This is a genomic window from [Erwinia] mediterraneensis, from assembly GCF_900604315.1.
GTDB lineage: Bacteria > Pseudomonadota > Gammaproteobacteria > Enterobacterales > Enterobacteriaceae > Pantoea > Pantoea mediterraneensis_A.
In genome coordinates, this window is record NZ_LR026978.1 from 3,647,915 (window position 1) to 3,664,548 (window position 16,634).

General features: G+C 52.9%; 15 protein-coding genes and 1 tRNA gene. 5 read left to right on the forward strand and 11 right to left on the reverse strand.

Annotation, left to right across the window (positions count from 1 at the left end):
• Nucleotides 1-181: 181 nt before the first annotated feature.
• On the forward strand, nucleotides 182-1,561 hold the full coding sequence (locus tag E0E17_RS17190) for an MFS transporter (RefSeq protein ID WP_130835597.1): 1,380 nt from the start codon (nucleotides 182-184) through the stop codon (nucleotides 1,559-1,561).
• Nucleotides 1,562-1,791: 230 nt separating this feature from the next.
• On the opposite strand, the gene htpX is transcribed toward E0E17_RS17190, so the two are convergent.
• From htpX to E0E17_RS17210, 4 genes are all read right to left on the reverse strand, one after another.
• On the reverse strand, nucleotides 1,792-2,673 hold the full coding sequence (gene htpX, locus E0E17_RS17195; RefSeq protein WP_130835213.1) for a protease HtpX: 882 nt from the start codon (nucleotides 2,671-2,673) through the stop codon (nucleotides 1,792-1,794).
• A gap of 255 nt (nucleotides 2,674-2,928) precedes the next feature.
• The gene (gene prc, locus E0E17_RS17200) at nucleotides 2,929-4,974 is read right to left on the reverse strand and encodes a carboxy terminal-processing peptidase (RefSeq protein ID WP_130835214.1); all 2,046 of its coding nucleotides are present in this window, start codon (nucleotides 4,972-4,974) and stop codon (nucleotides 2,929-2,931) included.
• Between the two features lie 19 nt (nucleotides 4,975-4,993).
• Complete coding sequence (gene proQ, locus E0E17_RS17205) at nucleotides 4,994-5,668, reverse strand: RNA chaperone ProQ (protein WP_130835215.1); 675 nt, start codon at nucleotides 5,666-5,668, stop codon at nucleotides 4,994-4,996.
• Nucleotides 5,669-5,764: 96 nt separating this feature from the next.
• Nucleotides 5,765-6,265, reverse strand: coding sequence for a free L-methionine (R)-S-oxide reductase MsrC (locus tag E0E17_RS17210; protein WP_130835216.1), 501 nt, complete (start codon nucleotides 6,263-6,265; stop codon nucleotides 5,765-5,767).
• A gap of 231 nt (nucleotides 6,266-6,496) precedes the next feature.
• Here E0E17_RS17210 and yebS point away from each other — a divergent pair, with 231 nt between their 5' ends.
• The 3 genes from yebS to rsmF all read left to right on the forward strand — a co-directional run bounded on the left by yebS (nucleotide 6,497) and on the right by rsmF (nucleotide 11,854).
• Nucleotides 6,497-7,741: a membrane integrity lipid transport subunit YebS gene (gene yebS, locus E0E17_RS17215; protein WP_130835217.1), complete on the forward strand. Its 1,245-nt coding sequence runs from the start codon at nucleotides 6,497-6,499 to the stop codon at nucleotides 7,739-7,741.
• Complete coding sequence (locus E0E17_RS17220) at nucleotides 7,710-10,349, forward strand: PqiB family protein (protein ID WP_130835218.1); 2,640 nt, start codon at nucleotides 7,710-7,712, stop codon at nucleotides 10,347-10,349. The genes yebS and E0E17_RS17220 overlap by 32 nt, the downstream gene beginning before the upstream one ends.
• 77 nt (nucleotides 10,350-10,426) lie before the next feature.
• Nucleotides 10,427-11,854, forward strand: coding sequence for a 16S rRNA (cytosine(1407)-C(5))-methyltransferase RsmF (gene rsmF, locus E0E17_RS17225; RefSeq protein WP_130835219.1), 1,428 nt, complete (start codon nucleotides 10,427-10,429; stop codon nucleotides 11,852-11,854).
• Between the two features lie 5 nt (nucleotides 11,855-11,859).
• On the opposite strand, the gene E0E17_RS17230 is transcribed toward rsmF, so the two are convergent.
• From E0E17_RS17230 to E0E17_RS17260, 6 genes are all read right to left on the reverse strand, one after another.
• On the reverse strand, nucleotides 11,860-12,507 hold the full coding sequence (locus E0E17_RS17230) for a metallophosphoesterase (RefSeq protein WP_130835220.1): 648 nt from the start codon (nucleotides 12,505-12,507) through the stop codon (nucleotides 11,860-11,862).
• Nucleotides 12,508-12,784: 277 nt separating this feature from the next.
• A complete protein-coding gene (locus E0E17_RS17240) occupies nucleotides 12,785-12,991 on the reverse strand; it encodes a hypothetical protein (RefSeq protein ID WP_130835221.1) in 207 nt (68 codons plus the stop codon).
• Between the two features lie 357 nt (nucleotides 12,992-13,348).
• Nucleotides 13,349-13,576: a YgdI/YgdR family lipoprotein gene (locus tag E0E17_RS17245; protein ID WP_130835222.1), complete on the reverse strand. Its 228-nt coding sequence runs from the start codon at nucleotides 13,574-13,576 to the stop codon at nucleotides 13,349-13,351.
• A gap of 534 nt (nucleotides 13,577-14,110) precedes the next feature.
• Nucleotides 14,111-14,326 (reverse strand): YciX family protein, encoded by a 216-nt coding sequence (locus E0E17_RS17250; protein WP_130835223.1) that lies wholly within the window; start codon nucleotides 14,324-14,326, stop codon nucleotides 14,111-14,113.
• A gap of 225 nt (nucleotides 14,327-14,551) precedes the next feature.
• Nucleotides 14,552-14,624: transfer RNA gene (locus E0E17_RS17255), tRNA-Ser, on the reverse strand.
• Between the two features lie 64 nt (nucleotides 14,625-14,688).
• Entirely contained in the window at nucleotides 14,689-14,901 is a 213-nt protein-coding gene (locus tag E0E17_RS17260) for a hypothetical protein (RefSeq protein WP_130835224.1), read from the reverse strand.
• Between the two features lie 190 nt (nucleotides 14,902-15,091).
• Here E0E17_RS17260 and E0E17_RS17265 point away from each other — a divergent pair, with 190 nt between their 5' ends.
• Nucleotides 15,092-15,721, forward strand: a complete 630-nt coding sequence (locus tag E0E17_RS17265; RefSeq protein WP_207302064.1) for a diguanylate cyclase — start codon at nucleotides 15,092-15,094, stop codon at nucleotides 15,719-15,721.
• 232 nt (nucleotides 15,722-15,953) lie between these two features.
• On the opposite strand, the gene E0E17_RS17270 is transcribed toward E0E17_RS17265, so the two are convergent.
• Nucleotides 15,954-16,211 (reverse strand): hypothetical protein, encoded by a 258-nt coding sequence (locus E0E17_RS17270; protein ID WP_130835225.1) that lies wholly within the window; start codon nucleotides 16,209-16,211, stop codon nucleotides 15,954-15,956.
• Nucleotides 16,212-16,634: the final 423 nt, after the last annotated feature.

Here is a 16,634-nt window from a genome sequence, read left to right on the forward strand (position 1 = left end):
GAAATTGTTTTAGAAAAACTGGAACAAGGTTGCCAGTATACGTTCAGGTCGGGGACAGCGGCAATGACAACGCAATGCTGACATATTCCCTGATGATTTTTTCCTGCGAAATGCGATGCTTTCCACAAGTGAATTCATTAGCATAATGATATTCACTCACTTTACTTTCACTGTCGGCGTTATGGCTCCCCTCTCTCCTCAGGATGGATTACCCCTTCCTCAGCGTTATGGTGCAATTATTACCATTGCACTCGGTATTACTCTGGCGGTACTGGATGGGGTGATTGCTAATGTCGCCCTGCCGACCATTGCGCGTGAACTGCAGGCCAGTCCGGCGGAATCGATCTGGATCGTAAACGCTTATCAGATCGCGGTGGTGATATCGTTGCTCTCGCTCTCTTTTCTGGGCGATATGCTCGGTTATCGGCGTGTTTATCAGGCAGGACTGGCGCTTTTTATCGCCACGTCACTGTTCTGCGCGCTCTCTACTTCGCTGGAAATGCTGACCGTGGCGCGCGTGCTGCAGGGCTTTGGCGGCGCGGCGTTGATGAGCGTCAATACCGCATTGATCCGCATTATTTTTCCCCAGCGTTATCTCGGGCGCGGCATGGCCCTCAATTCACTGGTTGTCGCCGTTTCGACCGCCGCCGGGCCTACCGTGGCCGCCGCGATTTTATCGGTTGCCGGCTGGCCGTGGCTGTTCCTGATTAACCTGCCGCTGGGAGCCATTGCGCTCTGGCTGGCGCTGCGTTACCTGCCTGACAATACGCAGAAAACGCAGGGACAGCGCTTTGACGTGCCGGGCGCGATAATGAACGCCCTGTTCTTTGGCCTGCTGATTGCTGCGCTGAGCGGCTTTGCGCAGGGACAAAGTCATCCGTTGGTCGGGGCGGAGGCCATACTGTTTCTGCTGGTGGGTTATCTGTTTATCCGGCGTCAGTTGCGCATGACGGTGCCGCTTTTGCCCATCGATCTGCTGCGCATTCCGCTTTTTTCGCTGTCGATCTGCACCTCCGTCTGTTCGTTCTGCGCCCAGATGCTGGCAATGGTATCACTGCCCTTCTTTTTGCAGAATGTTCTCGGGCGGGATGAGGTTGCCACCGGGCTGTTACTGACGCCCTGGCCGCTGGCCACCATGATACTGGCCCCCATCGCCGGGCGTCTGATCGAGCGTGTCCATGCCGGATTGCTTGGTGGTCTGGGACTGGCGCTGTTTGCTGCCGGACTGTTTCTGCTCGCCTTCCTGCCGTCGCAGCCGGACGATGGCGATATTATCTGGCGCATGATGCTGTGTGGTGCCGGTTTCGGCCTGTTTCAGTCACCGAACAACCATACCATTATCACTTCTGCACCGCGGCAGCGCAGCGGCGGCGCCAGCGGTATGCTGGGTACGGCTCGCCTGCTGGGCCAGAGCTGCGGCGCCGCGCTGGTGGCGTTGATGTTTAATCTGTTTCATGACGATGGCACGCACGCCTCTCTGCTGCTTGCCGGGGGATTTGCTGCCGTAGCCGCCGTAGTCAGTACCAGCCGGATGACGCAGCCGCGCCACCCGGCGGGCTGACGTATCAGAGACAGTAAAAATCCGCCTTCATAGAAGGCGGCTTAGATTGCCCCCCATAGGGGGTACCAAAATCCTAAAAAAGCAGTCTCTGCCTGTTCCGTAAGATTCAAATCCAGAGACGATAAGGCAGAGCCAAAACGTATTGATGACCACGCCCGCAGGACGTGGTTTTAAGCTGGCAATAAAAAAGGCGACATTACTGTCGCCTTTTTTGTCTGTGCTTACGCGAATTACTTCAGGTACTGGCCGCTACGCAGCGCCTCAATGCGCTTATCCAGCGGCGGATGCGACATAAAGAGCTCGCTCAGGGATTTCCCTTTACCGTTGATGCAGAAAGCCATCATGCTGCTCGGCTCCTGCGGCTCATAACTGGTTTTTAAACGCTGCAGCGCCGCGATCATTTTTTCACGCCCTACCAGTCTGGCTGACCCGGCATCGGCATGAAACTCACGGTAGCGCGAGAACCACATGGTGATAATGCTGGCCAGAATACCGAACACCAGCTCCAGCACCATGGCGACCGCAAAATAGACCATCGGGTTGCCGTTGCTGCTCTCTTCATCTTCGCGATTGCCGGACAGGAAGCCTGACGCCACCTGCGCGATAATGCGTGAAATAAAGATCACAAAGGTGTTCACCACCCCCTGCACCAGCGTCATGGTGACCATATCGCCATTGGCGATATGGCTGATTTCATGCGCCAGTACCGCCTCAGCCTCATCACGGCTCATGTTTTGCAATAACCCGGTAGAAACCGCAACCAGCGAGGCATCACGCCGGGCGCCGGTGGCAAACGCATTGATATCAGGCGCGTGATAGATTGCCACCTGCGGCATCGCGATCCCGGCCTGCTGCGCCTGATGTCCGATGGTGGTCATCAGCCAGCGCTCGGTTTCATTACGGGGTTGTTCAATGACTTCACCACCAACAGAACGCAAAGCCATCCACTTTGACATCAGCAGTGAAACAAACGCACCGCCAAAGCCAAACAGGCCTGCCATAATCATCAGGCCCTGAACACTGCTTGACCGGATTCCTGTCAGACTGAGAATCAGTCCGAATACCAACATCACAGCCAGGTTGGTGAGCAGGAAAAGAGCAATACGCATCATAAAAATTAATCTTCCTCAGTTATACACGCGCTTATACGCGGATCTACATCCTAAGGTCAAACCTTAGGTTTTCAAGCAACCTTAACGATTAAGTGCCTAAAAAGACATAACTTTACACTTTGTCACAGCCCCGCCTATTTACCCCGCCATGCAGGTATAAGCCTTGCTTAACACTATCGGGTATTTCGGGTGATCGATCGCTGAACAAAAGAAAGCACCGCGCTGCGGTGCTTGTTTTTTTGCGGACAACTGCGATTACTTTTTACTGTCGTTCTCTGGCTGCGGCTGCGATTTTTCCAGTCCCGCCAGGTCATGAGCAATTTTTACCGTTTCATCAAGATAAGGATCCGGCTCTTTGTAATCTTTCGGCAGCTCATCCAGACTTTTCAGCGGTTTTTTGCCTTCTGCCTGGTAGCGCGCGTTGATGCGCTCAAGGCGTAACGCATCTTCCTCATGATTCTCTTTTTCGCGTTGAGCAAAGTTGAGAGAAACAATGTTGCGTTTGTCCTTCATAGCGTTAAAACGCGCAATATCTTTCATGATGTAGCGGAACTCGCGATCCTGCGCGATACGCTCCTGATGATTTTTAATCAGCTGCGGCAGCAGCGGTTTGATATCACCCGTTTTCACGTAGGTTGCCGCATTGATGCTGTCCCAGGGCAGCGCGTTATCCTCAAACTTCTCGCCGGTTTCCGCCGCTTCAACACCGGTGGGCATCAGCAGATCGGGAGTCACGCCTTTACGCTGGGTGCTGCCGCCGTTGATACGATAGAATTTCTGAATGGTGTACTGGACCGAGCCCAGCGCAGGCCATTCCGGGCGCAGCATCTGATCGTAAATACGGTTCAGCGAGCGATACTGCTGCACTGTGCCCTTACCGAAGGTAGGTTCGCCCACCACCAGCGCACGCCCATAATCCTGCATCGCGGCGGCAAAAATTTCTGAGGCCGAGGCGCTAAAGCGATCCACCAGCACCACCAGCGGGCCTTTATAGTAGACCACGCCGTCATTATCGCTGTCTTCACGCACGCGACCATTGTTGTCACGCACCTGCACCACCGGACCGCCCGGAATAAACAGACCGGACAGGGACACTGCTTCCGTCAGCGCGCCACCGCCGTTAGTACGCAGATCGATCACCACACTGCTGACGTTCTGCTTCTGCAGTTTCTGCAACTGCACTTTCACATCATCGGTCAGACCGACATAGAAGCCCGGAATATCCAGTACGCCGACTTTTTCTTTGCCGACGTTATGCACCGTCATTTTCACGGCGCGATCTTCCAGACGGATCTTCTCACGTGTCAGCGTCACGGTACGGGTTTTGGTGCCTTTACCCGCTGGCAGAATTTCAAGACGAACCTTGCTGCCCTTCGGCCCTTTAATTTTGGCGACCACGTCGTCAAGACGCCAGCCGATTACATCTTCCATCGGCTTGCCAGGCTGGCCAACGCCGACAATACGATCGCCTACGCTGATCGCTTTACTCTTGGCAGCCGGACCACCAGCAACCATCGAGTTGATCACCGTATAATCTTCGTCCATTTGCAGCACAGCACCGATGCCTTCCAGCGACAGGCTCATTTCGGTGTTGAACTGCTCGGTATTACGCGGTGACAGATAATTGGTATGGGGATCGATTTCATGGGCGAAAGCGTTCATCGCCAGCTGGAAAACGTCCTCACTGTTGCTCTGCGCCAGGCGACGAATCGCAAAGTTGTAGCGTTTGGTCAGAATGTCGCGGATCTCTTTCTCATCTTTGCCGGTGAGTTTGAGATTCAGCGCATCATATTTTACCTTGGCATCCCAGAGTGCGTTCAGCTCTGCTTCGTTCTTTGGCCAGGGCGCTTTCGCCCGGTCGATATCAATGGTGTCATTACCATCAAAAGACATCGGGCGACTTAATACGCTCAGCGCATACTGATAGCGTTCAAAGCGGCGTTTTTGCGTCAGATTATAGAGCTGATAAAAGAGCTCCAGCTTGCCGCTACGCAGTTCATCTCCCAGCGTGCTTTTTTTATCCGCAAACTGCGCCACGTCAGACGCTAACAGCACATTATGGCTGTAATCCAGCATATTGAGGTAGCGGTCAAAAATTTTCGCGGAAAATTCCTGATTCAGGTCGAACTGGCGGTAGTGAGAACGGGTAAAACGGGAGGTGACGCGTTCAGAGACGGTAGGGCCCTGCGGTTCTTCATGAAGCTGTGGAATCTGGTCGGCGCGCGTAATATTGTCTGCGCCAAATGACTGGCCTGCTAACAGCAGGCCAGCGATCATTCCGATCTTAAAAATGGTGTTCATGCCGGGGTCAGCCTCCGCTTCAGAACTGCAAATGTTCTGCACGCACAATCATAGCCATGCCGGAAGCGAGCTGTACCCGAACGCCGTCTTTGGAAACTTCCAGAACGGTGGCGTCCATCGCACTTTTGCCTGCTTTAACTTTAATATTCTGGCCGGGCTGCAACGTTGAAGTATCAGTGATGGGTTTACGCGGAGCCGGCTTGTGCTCTTGCGTTGCAGCACGCGGTGCCTGAGCGCGCGGTTTACGCGCGGCAGCAGTCTCGCCGTCAGCAGCTTTGCGTGCGGCAGGCTTACGCGGACGACGTTCACCACCCTCTTCTCCTGCTTCGCGTTTTTTCGCCTTCTGCTGTTCGCGTTGTGCCTGAACACGGGCTTTTGCCTCTTCCAGCTGTTTACGCGCATGCTCAACGTGTTGCTCATCCAGCACGCCACAGGCGTTGCCGTCCAGATCGACACGTGTTGCCCCTGCCTTGATGCCGTAAAGGTAACGCCAGCTCGAGGTATAAAGGCGCAACGCCGAACGCAGCTGCGTTTTGCTCAGGTTCATTTCGCCCTGAACGCGCTCCACAAGATCCTGAAAGATACCGATTTTAAGCGGGCGCGCTTCACCCTCGGCGCTAAAGCAGTGAGGAAAACGTTCCGCCAGAAAGGTGATGACTTCTTTACTGCTGTTCAACTTAGGTTGATTTTCCATGAAATTTCCTGATTACAACGGGATTGCCGACCAGTGCAGGCATGAACAGGCGACATTATAATGACAACATTGCCAAATGCCATGTGATCCAGTCGATTAGCTGCATTTCAGCTGAAGAAATTTTTCAATCTCGCTGCCCGCAAGCACTTCGCAAAGCCCATCAGTAATAGCGACCAGCCCGGCTTCGTCATCGTTGTCGAAGCGATTGTACACAATACTGTCGATGTCCAGCACACCCACCAGGGTACCGTTCACTTTCAGCGGAATCACAATTTCTGCATTACTGGCCGCATCGCAGGCGATGTGACCCGGGAATGCATGTACGTCGTCGACACGTTGTACCTTCTCTTCGGCAAAGGCGGTACCGCAGACGCCTTTCCCGACGGGAATCCGCACGCAGGCAATTTTGCCCTGGAAAGGCCCCAGTACCAGCGTATCCGGTTCAGTCAGCAGGTAAAAACCTGCCCAGTTCACACCTTCAAGACGTTCATACAACAGTGCACTACAATTACCCAACGCAGCGAGAAAAGAGGTTTCCCCTGCCAGCAAAGCGCGCATGTCGCGGTTTAGATCTTCATAAAAGGCTTTTTTGTTCATTGTTTAACCATAACTATTAACACAAGGACGCTTTGTTCCATCGATCGTTAAAATAAGCATTAAATATCCAGGGCCACAAGGTGAATCATTCTATTAGTTACTATACCCTTAGCATCTTGTGGATCGAAAACCGACATCGCGTCGGCGTTTTCGTGGCGTAACGCGCTGTTAATCCACTCACGTTGAGTGCCGGAACCTGTAACGAATGATGGGCCAATATTGCATCACCCTATGAAAATACACGCTATCAGCCAGGCGTTGCCCCACGCACGTTATCAGCGTTGTCCGCAATGCGATACCCTTTTTTCTTTACCAGAGGTGAAATCGCACCAGGCGGCACATTGTCCACGCTGTTATGCGCAAATTATCAGCGGTCGCGACTGGTCGATGACGCGACTGACAGCGATGGCCGTGACGATGCTGGTGCTGATGCCTTTCGCCTTTACGCTGCCGCTGATCAGTGTGCGCCTGTTAGGCATGCGCATCGATGCCAGCCTGCTGGCAGGCATTATCCAGATGACGCAGCAGGGCTATATTCTGACCGCGGCGATGGTGACCTTCTGTACCATCGGCGCGCCCGTGACCCTGGTGGCAGCCATTGGCTACCTGTGGATCGGTCACCCCCTTGGCATGAACCTGCGCCCGGTGCTGCTGATGCTGGAGCGGCTGAAAGAGTGGGTGATGCTGGATATTTATCTGGTCGGCATCGCCGTGGCGTCTATTAAAGTGCAGGATTATGCCACTCTGGAGCCGGGTTACGGCCTGCTCGCCTATATCCTGCTGACCCTGCTCACCTTATTGACGCTGATTCATCTTAATATGGAGCAGCTCTGGCACCGTTTTTATCCGCAGCCGTTGTCAGACCTGGCGCCGGAAAAGCTGCAGGTCTGCCTGAACTGTCACTATACGGGCCAGCCGGACAGCCGTGGCCGCTGCCCCCGTTGCCATACTCCCCTCGATTTCCGCCGCCGCCACAGCCTGCAAAAATCCTGGGCGGCCCTGATTGCCTCCATCGTCCTGCTGCTGCCGGCGAATCTGTTGCCGATTTCCGTGGTTTACCTGAACGGCTCCCGCCGCGAGGACACCATTTTTTCCGGTATTCTCTCGCTGGCCTCCGATAACATTCCGGTCGCCGCCGTGGTCTTTATTGCCAGTATTCTGGTGCCCTTTACCAAGGTACTGGTGTTGCTGGCCGTGCTGCTCAGTATTCATTTCAAATGCGAACATGGCCTGAAAACCCGTATTCGCCTGCTTCGGATAGTGACCTGGGTAGGCCGCTGGTCGATGCTCGATCTGTTTGTGATTTCGTTAACCATGTCGCTGGTCAATCGCGATCAGCTACTGGCTTTTACCATGGGACCCGCCGCCTTCTATTTTGGTGCGGCGGTGATCCTGACCATTATGGCTGTTGAGTGGCTGGATAGCCGCCTGATCTGGGATGCACATGCAACAGGAAACGCCAACTACACCGACTAACGCGACCCTACGAAACAAGCGTAAGCTCTCTCCCTTCTGGTTATTGCCCATCATAGCCCTGCTGATTGCCGGCTGGCTGCTCTGGACCAACTATCAGGAGCGCGGCACCATCATTACCATCAATTTCCAGTCCGCGGATGGTATCGTGCCGGGCCGTACGCCGATACGTTATCAGGGCGTCGAGGTAGGCACCGTGCAGGGCATTAATCTGAGTGATGACTATCGCACAATTCAGATTAAAGCCAGTATCAAAAGCGATATGAAAGATGCGCTGCGGGAAAATACCCAGTTCTGGCTGGTTACGCCGAAAGCCTCGCTGGCCGGGGTATCTGGCCTCGATGCTCTGGTGGGCGGCAATTATATCGGCATGATGCCGGGCAAAGGCAAGCCGAGTGAGAATTTTACGGCGCTCGATACGCAGCCTAAATACCGTGTGACCACCGGCGAGCTGTTAATTCATCTGCATGCGCCCGATCTCGGCTCGCTGAACACCGGCTCACTGGTTTATTATCGCAAAATCCCGGTAGGCCGGGTATATGACTACAGCATTAACGGCAATGGTGACGGTGTCACTATTGATGTGCTGATTGAGCGCCGCTTTACCAACCTGGTAAAACAGCAGAGCCGATTCTGGAATGTATCCGGCATCAATGCCGATGTTGGCCTGAACGGGGCCAAAGTGCAGCTGGAAAGTCTGGCGGCGCTGGTGAACGGTGCCATCGCCTTTGATTCGCCCGAGAACAGCGAACAGGCGCATACCGATGAGAATTACGACCTCTATCCCGACCTGGCGCACAGTCAGCGCGGTGTACTGATTACGCTTGATCTTCCCGGTGGTGAAAATTTGAAGGCGGGCCGCACGCCGCTGATGTATCAGGGACTCGAGGTCGGCACCCTGACTAAACTCAACCTGCATGACGGGGGGAAAGTCACCGGTGAAATGACTATTGATCCTTCAGTGGTGGGTCTGATGCGCAGCGAAACGCGTATTGAGATGCGCAGCCCGAAAGTGACGCTGAACGAGCCCAATATCAGCGGTTTGCTCACCGGCAATACCTTTGAGTTAATTCCGGGCGATGGCCAGCCGCAGAGTCATTTTACCGTGCTGGCCGCCGTGAAGTCCCTGCTGCAAAAGCCCAACGTGCTGACAGTGAAACTCACGGCGCCGGAGAGTTACGGTATTGATGCTGGTCAGCCGCTGATGCTTTACGGGATGCAGGTGGGCCAGATAATGGAGCGTCACCTCGATGAAAAAGGTGTTAACTTCACGGTGGCGGTCGACCCGGAATACCGGAAGTTAGTTCACAGCGACAGCAAGTTTATTGTTAACAGCCGTCTGGACGTAAAGTTCGGCCTGAACGGCATGCAGGTACTGGGTGCCAGCGCGCGGGAATGGGTTGATGGTGGTATTCGTCTGGTGCCGGGCAATAAGGGACCCGTGAAGCCCATCTATCCGCTCTATGCTAATGAAGAAAAAGCGGAAGAAGGCATCACCGGTGATCGTCCGCCCACTACCCTGACCCTGACGGCCAGCAGCCTGCCCGATATTCAGGCGGGTTCGGTGGTGCTGTACCGCAAATTTCAGGTAGGCGAAATTGTTGACGTGGTGCCGCGCGCGACCGCCTTTGATGTGGCGGTGCATATTAAGCCGGAATATCGCAAGCTGCTGACCGCAGAAAGCGTGTTCTGGTCGGAAGGCGGCGCTAAAGTACAGCTCAACGGCAGCGGTTTAACGCTGCAGGCTTCGCCGCTTAACCGGGCGCTGAAAGGCGCTATCAGCTTCGACAACATGCCCGGCGCCCAGACGGCAAAAGGGACAAAACGCGTCCTCTACCCCTCTGAAACCGCCGCACGGGCCGTGGGCAGTCAGATTAAGTTACTGACCTACGATGGCAGTAAACTCTCCGCCGGTATGCCGATTCGCTATCTCGGTATTAATGTCGGCCAGATTGAGTCGCTGGCGCTGAGCGCAGATAAAAATCAGGTGGTGGCGAAAGCGGTGCTTTATCCGGAATATGAGCAGGACTTTGCCCGCAACGGCAGCCGTTTTTCCGTAGTCTCACCGGAGATTTCCGCCGCCGGGGTGAATCATCTGGAAACGCTGCTGCAGCCCTATGTGAATGTTGACCCCGGTAAGGGGCGCCCGGCACGTACTTTCGAGCTGCAGGAGTCCACTATCACCGATTCGCGCTACCTGAATGGATTAAATATCTATGTTGATGCCAGCGAAGCGGGTTCACTCTCTGTGGGCACGCCGGTGCTGTTCCGCGGCGTGGAGGTTGGCACCGTCACCGGCACCACCCTTGGCACCATGGCGGATCGGGTGCAGATCGCCCTGCGCATCAGCAAAAAATATCAGCATCTGGTGCGCAATAACTCGGTGTTCTGGCTGGCATCCGGTTATAACCTCGATTTTGGTCTGGTTGGCGGCGTGGTGAAAACTGGCACCTTCCAGCAATTTATTCGTGGCGGCATTCAGTTTGCTACGCCGCCCACCGTGCCGCTCGCTCCGCAGGCGACGCCCAACAAGCATTTCCTGTTGCTGGATGAAATGCCGAAAGAGTGGCGCAACTGGGGCACCGCAATCCCTCAACCGGTACAACGTTAACTTGCAGGGGCAGCCAGGCTGCCCCTGTTTCATTGCCGTGTTACACTGCTTCTTTTGCCTTTACTGGATATTGCTCCGTGTCGGATTCCTCTTGCCTTTTCCCCCCTGACTTCCTGGCTTTAATGCGCGACATCCTGTCGGATGAAGCAGAACTCAACCGCTTTCTGGCGATCAGCCAGCAGCCGCTGCGTCGCAGTCTGCGCGTTAATACCTTAAAAATCAGCGTCGCGCAGTTCCTTGACCTGACTGCCGATTATGGCTGGCGCTTAACGCCGATTCCCTGGTGTACGGAAGGCTTCTGGATCGAGCGTGACGATGAGTCGCTGCCGCTGGGCAGTACCGCCGGACATCTGAGCGGCCTGTTTTATATTCAGGAGGCCAGCTCCATGCTGCCGGTCAGCGCGCTGTTTGATGCTGCACCAACGGCGCTGAGCGTGATGGATATGGCGGCCGCGCCCGGTTCCAAGACCACGCAAATGGCTGCCCGGATGGATAACCAGGGGGTGATCCTGGCCAATGAATTTTCTTCCAGCCGGGTAAAAGTGCTGCATGCCAATATCAGCCGCTGTGGCGTCAGCAATAGCGCGCTGACGCATTTTGATGGTCGGGTATTTGGTGCTGCCCTGCCGGAACAGTTTGACGCCATCCTGCTGGATGCGCCCTGCTCGGGGGAAGGGGTGATCCGCAAAGATGTCGATGCACTCCGCAACTGGTCGCTGGAGAGCACCACCGCTATCGCCGGAACGCAGCGCGAATTGATTGACAGCGCCTTTCACGCCCTGAAGCCCGGCGGCACCCTGGTCTACTCTACCTGTACGCTGAACACGCTGGAAAATCAGCAGGTGATTCACGACTTACTGGCGCGTTACCCCGATGCTGTGCGCATTGATCCCCTTGACGGACTATTCCCTGGAGCACAACAAGCGCTGACGCCGGAAGGTTTTCTGCATGTCTTTCCTCACCTGTTTGACAGTGAAGGCTTTTTTGTCGCCCGCCTGCACAAAACGGCTTCGGTGCCGCCCCTGCCTGCGCCTGGCTATAAAGTGGGGAAATTCCCCTTTTCCCCGGTCAGCAGAAAGCTGAGCGCAGAAATCGAAGCGGCTGCGGCAGCGGTCGGGCTGGTATGGAACGATCAATTAACGCTCTGGCAGCGCGATAAAGAAATCTGGCTGTTCCCCGGCGCCGTTGAACCAATGCTGGGCAAAGTGCGTTTTTCCCGTATCGGTCTGAAGCTGGCGGAGACTTTCGCTAAAGGTTATCGCTGGCAACATGAAGCGATCATGGCGCTGGCGCATGCCGACAGCCCGCTCGCCTTTGCGCTAAGCGAAGCGGAAGCCGAAGAGTGGTATCGCGGACGCGATATTTACCCACAGACGTTACCGTCGCAGGATGAAGCGATTATTACGTTCTGCCAGCAGCCGCTCGGGCTGGTGAAAAAGGTAGGAAGCCGCCTGAAAAACAGCTATCCTCGCGAACTGGTACGCGACGGTCGCCTGTTCCGCTGATACAGCTACTGCACCTGAACCATGGTCAACCTGTTACCAAATACTGCGCCAGTATCGATATAGTGCAGGTTGGCCACATCCAGCGGCTGCTGCAGCGGTGTATGGCCAAAATAAAAGGCATCCGCGCCCGTGATACTCTCCCGATCGCCGCGCTGATAACGATTGAGCCGCGCGCGATTCCAGACCACCTCACGCCAGTCAACGTCCTGTCCCCAGGCGTAATGATCGGAGGGATAATCGGCGTGTGCCACCACCACGATCCTGTCGCTGAGTTGCAGATGAATAATCAGCGGCATCTCCTGACAGCGCTTCAGAGCATGCCGTGCGCTCACCAGCGAGGCGCCCCGTAACTGCCAGAACCATTCGCCACCGTTCATCGCCCAGAGCATCGATTCTTGCCCGGCTAAGGCGTCCAGCGCCATCTCTTCATGATTCCCGCGCACGCTGCGAAACCAGGGCTCCTCTAACAGCTGCAGACAGCCAGGGCTGTCTGGTCCGCGGTCGATAAGATCCCCGACCGCCACCAGCAAATCCTGCTGCTTATCAAAGTTATGCCTCTGCATCAGCGCGTCCAGCTGGCTGCGACAGCCATGCAGGTCACCGACAATCCAGATGTGCTGCCAGTTTTCGCCGTTCAGATACTGATAGTGCATGTCTGCATCCATACTGTGGGTTGGTGAGCAATGGCAGAGCGCCAAACCCAAGTATAGCCAGGGTCATAACAGGCAGATAATAATGCAGAGACGAAACAGGCGTATCAGGAAGGCGCTACAGTCAGGATGCGCGATCCGCTATGCGGTCACTGACGGAGAGATGTAGCCTGGGCCTCTCTGCTGTCAGAGCATTGTTGAAATCTGGCGAGGATGACAGCAGTAGCGAGAAAAAAGTGTAAGGGGCCAGCAGCGGCAATCCGACCCGGCAGGATTCCGCTTATGATAAGGGTTCTCTTTTCTGCGGATAACAGTTCGCTGCTTCCCGATTCATCAATGAGTCCACCAGGCATTTACGAATGATCGCCGGCAGGCTTTGAAAATCATGGTATTTCACCGCAATATTCTGCAAATCTTCTACTAATGCATCAATCTCAGTCACCGGGATCACTTCGCAGCCGGGTCGGAGATAGTAAACATTGCCCATACGCTCAACCTCTTTATGCAGACCATTCGGTAAAAATTTTACAGACGCTATACTGCCGCTCAGAAAAATTTTCTATCGGTCATTAAACACTGCATCTGCCCGCTAATTCTGCGCTTAAGTTGGTGATATGTCGCTGATCTGTGCATTATTAGTCGTTTTTGGCAGCAATTCTGCCTCTGCTGCGTTCTTAATGGAATAACAGGCCAGAAAAGGCGGTATAAAGGTTACCGGTAGCAGCCAACCCCACGAGAGCCGGATCAAGGACAAAACCGGCAAAAGCTGCCAGTTTTCAGGATACAAAGAACCTGGAAAATCAGCCACCGTTTAAGGCGGCTGATGCTATCGCTAAGCCGGCATTTAATTGATTTTAGTCATGGTTTTGACGTCGTCGCGATTAATTTGCAGCGTTAAGCCGCTGACATCTTCATATTCTATCAGACCGGTTTCGTCATCGATATTCGGTTTGCCCGAAGTGATAATGGTGCGTCCATCATTGGTTTGTATTGCGTAATCTGAAGAGCAAGCGGAAAGCATAGAAATGGATATTACCAATAGTAACCCCGCAGCTATCTGGCGTTTTTTCATAAATTTTTCTCCCTATAATCAAAATGAGACCGAGGCTTGTGCCTCAGGATAATCATAAGTGATTTTGCCACTTTCCGATTTTAACCTGCCACTCTCACGATAAACTGCAGACTCACCGGCGCATTCGGCAAGGAACAAAGGTAAACAGAGGTAGCATAAAAAATCGTTTTTTCACAGAGACCTCCCGAGCCACAATAAAAAACCGATAACTGGTTAATTATCACTAATAATTTAATATTCTGCGAACCGGGAAAGAGTAAAAAACATCACTGGCAACATGCTTTGAACTAAACACTGTTTGTGCGGGCACGCTTAGCCTGCAACGTTGCTGCCTGTGCTGCGGGCTTGTCGCACCTCATCAGGGGAGCGAATGTAAAGGTAAAGATGTGGTTTCCGTATTGCCATCAGACATTTACATTTGACAGATTAACGCAATTTTTATCAAAAAAAGCCGCGTGGCTGGTAACAGTCTGGTGAGACAGTTAACAAACGCAACGCGGCTTTTCAATTAATCTATCATTTAATGTTAGTGTGTTAACCCAAACGTTCAGGTGCCTGCAATGGCTCCTCAAAGAACGATTCGATAAAACTGCGTTGCTGCGATGTTAACACCCATCCCTCTAACACATCTGGCTTAGGTTGTTGTTTTTTGGACTTTACTTCGTGTTTTTTGCCACTTTCATATTCATTAGCCTGTAATGCTGACAACATAGCTCGAAATCCCCTGATAAAAAAATAAAAATCTACCATCCAACATCTCCGTCAAATTTTAACGCAGAGATTATCGTTGTGATTTATACACCTGTTACTGGGACTAAACCTAGAATTATCAGTTTAATATTTATAATATCAGATTGACGTTAACGGTGAAGAAGCACTCTGTGCCATCGTAAGGTGTGATTGCGCTTCGTTATCTGGTTATCGGGCGGACAAAAGTAAGACCAGAACTGACCAGAGGAGGAAAGGTAAATCAGGACCGCCGTCAGGGAATCGAACCCATACCCGCAGCAGAGTAAGCTGCTGCTCTTTCCGGATGAGCTAACGGCGGATGCTGCTATTATAGCCGGAAAAACCTGGCTGCATGCAAAAATGAAAAGGTAACAGCTGGCCGCTCAGGCGACATGCTGAATGGGCGTCACGGTAGCGTCCACCTTTCCCGCCTCACTGTACAACTCCCGCGCCAGCATACCCATGATACGGATTGTCTCGTTAGCGTCCTCCAGCGTCCCGTTAGGCTTCTCGCTGAGATTGATAATGGCAAGGGCAAGCTTTTTCGCTACCAGCAACGGGCACAGGTCATCAGTGACGGGCGTATCATTATTCATTATGGGTTCCTGTGGAGATCGGACGCTGTTAATGCCCCCGATCGTACAGAGAGGAGACCGAGCAGTAAACCTGTTCTTTGCCAAAACGGTGATGACCATCAGCAACGATCTGATCGCTGGCACGCATCACGTTGAGCTACGCTTGAGGCCGGGCTTATTCTTTTTCTATTGATTATCACGAGAACCTCTTATGCATAATCCTGATCCGCAGATGTTACTGTTGCTTTATTTCGTGTTACCCGTATGGCTGATTGCAGGCTTTGCTGACTGGTTATGTCACCGGGCCACGGAGATAGAGACCACCACAGGTTTGAAAGAGACCTGGATTCACATCTTAATGTTTCTCGAGATGGGCTTGCCGTTGCTCTCCGCGCTGTTTCTGGACGTGAACGCACTGGTGATCGGTTTTATGATCGTGCTGTTTTTTTGTCACGAAGCGACTGCCTTATGGGATGTCAGTTACGCCGTAACCGCGCGCAGAGTGTCGCCCGTTGAACAGCATATACACAGTTTTCTTGAGATGGTGCCGCTGATGGCGCTGCTGCTGGTGATTTCCCGCCACTGGCCGCAGTTTCTGGCGCTGTTCGGTGCAGGCGATGAGCCCGCGCGCTATGAACTCAAGCTGAGAGCCGATCCTCTGCCAGAGGCTTATATTATTGCCGTAATGACCGGGATCTTATTGCTGGAAGTGCTGCCTTACCTTGAGGAGGAACGCAAGGCACGGGCTAGTGGGCTAAACATGGACTTTGGGTATCTCCGCAAGAGTCCGCCAGCCCAAAATAATATAAAGTGCGCTACGCTATCTGCAATCTCAGGGTAAGACCTTCCTGCGATTTACCTGCGCCGGGCAGAATGCCAGTAACCTTTCATATATTGCCCCTTGAAGCTTGAGACATCATCTTCAGGAAACCGATTCTCCTTCCCGGCATTGACGTCATTAAAGGCAATATCATACAGGCGTTTTGATTTTGCATAGCTTTAAGAAAGATGAGCCTTCTTCCGTTCATTTTTTCACATCAGGTTCGAAGCCTTTCGGCGTTCACATGCTCACGTTAAATATTCAGGCTATCACCAGTCTTTTTATATCTTATATTGCACAGCAGTTGTATTGCTGCGCCAGCCAGCAGCAGAGCTGTAGCGACAGACATATTGCTCTCGTCGTTTCCAGCCGCACCACCACAAGCGAGGAAGTAAAATCCGGCAAATAATGCTTTAAAAATTTTTTTAGTATTGCTTTGCTGCTTAATACAAATACTGCGCACAGACCATGCACCTAAGATCAACCCCAGAAGTGCTAATACTGTTACCATATCTTTATCCTGTTACCCGTTAAAACCCACCGTCAAAAAAACGCCTTTCGCCCCATAAGCCTTTGAAAGACAAAGGTGATGCACTGCAACTATTATACCTGTTTAAAAGCCATTAAAAAAGGAGAGATTTATGCCCTCACCCTCTTTATGCACGACGCGAAACAAATTTATTGACTCCTTTAATCATCTCCTCAATATCACCATTGTCTTTACTCTTCAGCGGATGAGCTATTAGGGTAAACTCTGTACGCTGGCTTTAATAATTTGAATATCACAAAATAAGGTGTCAGTATAATAACACCAGGTACTTTTACTAACAATACCTGGACCAGTCAGCATAAAAACCCCCAACAATACATAAGAGAATCGCAGTTAATTTATTTATATTTTTTTCAACGATGTCATACTCTGCATTACATACGT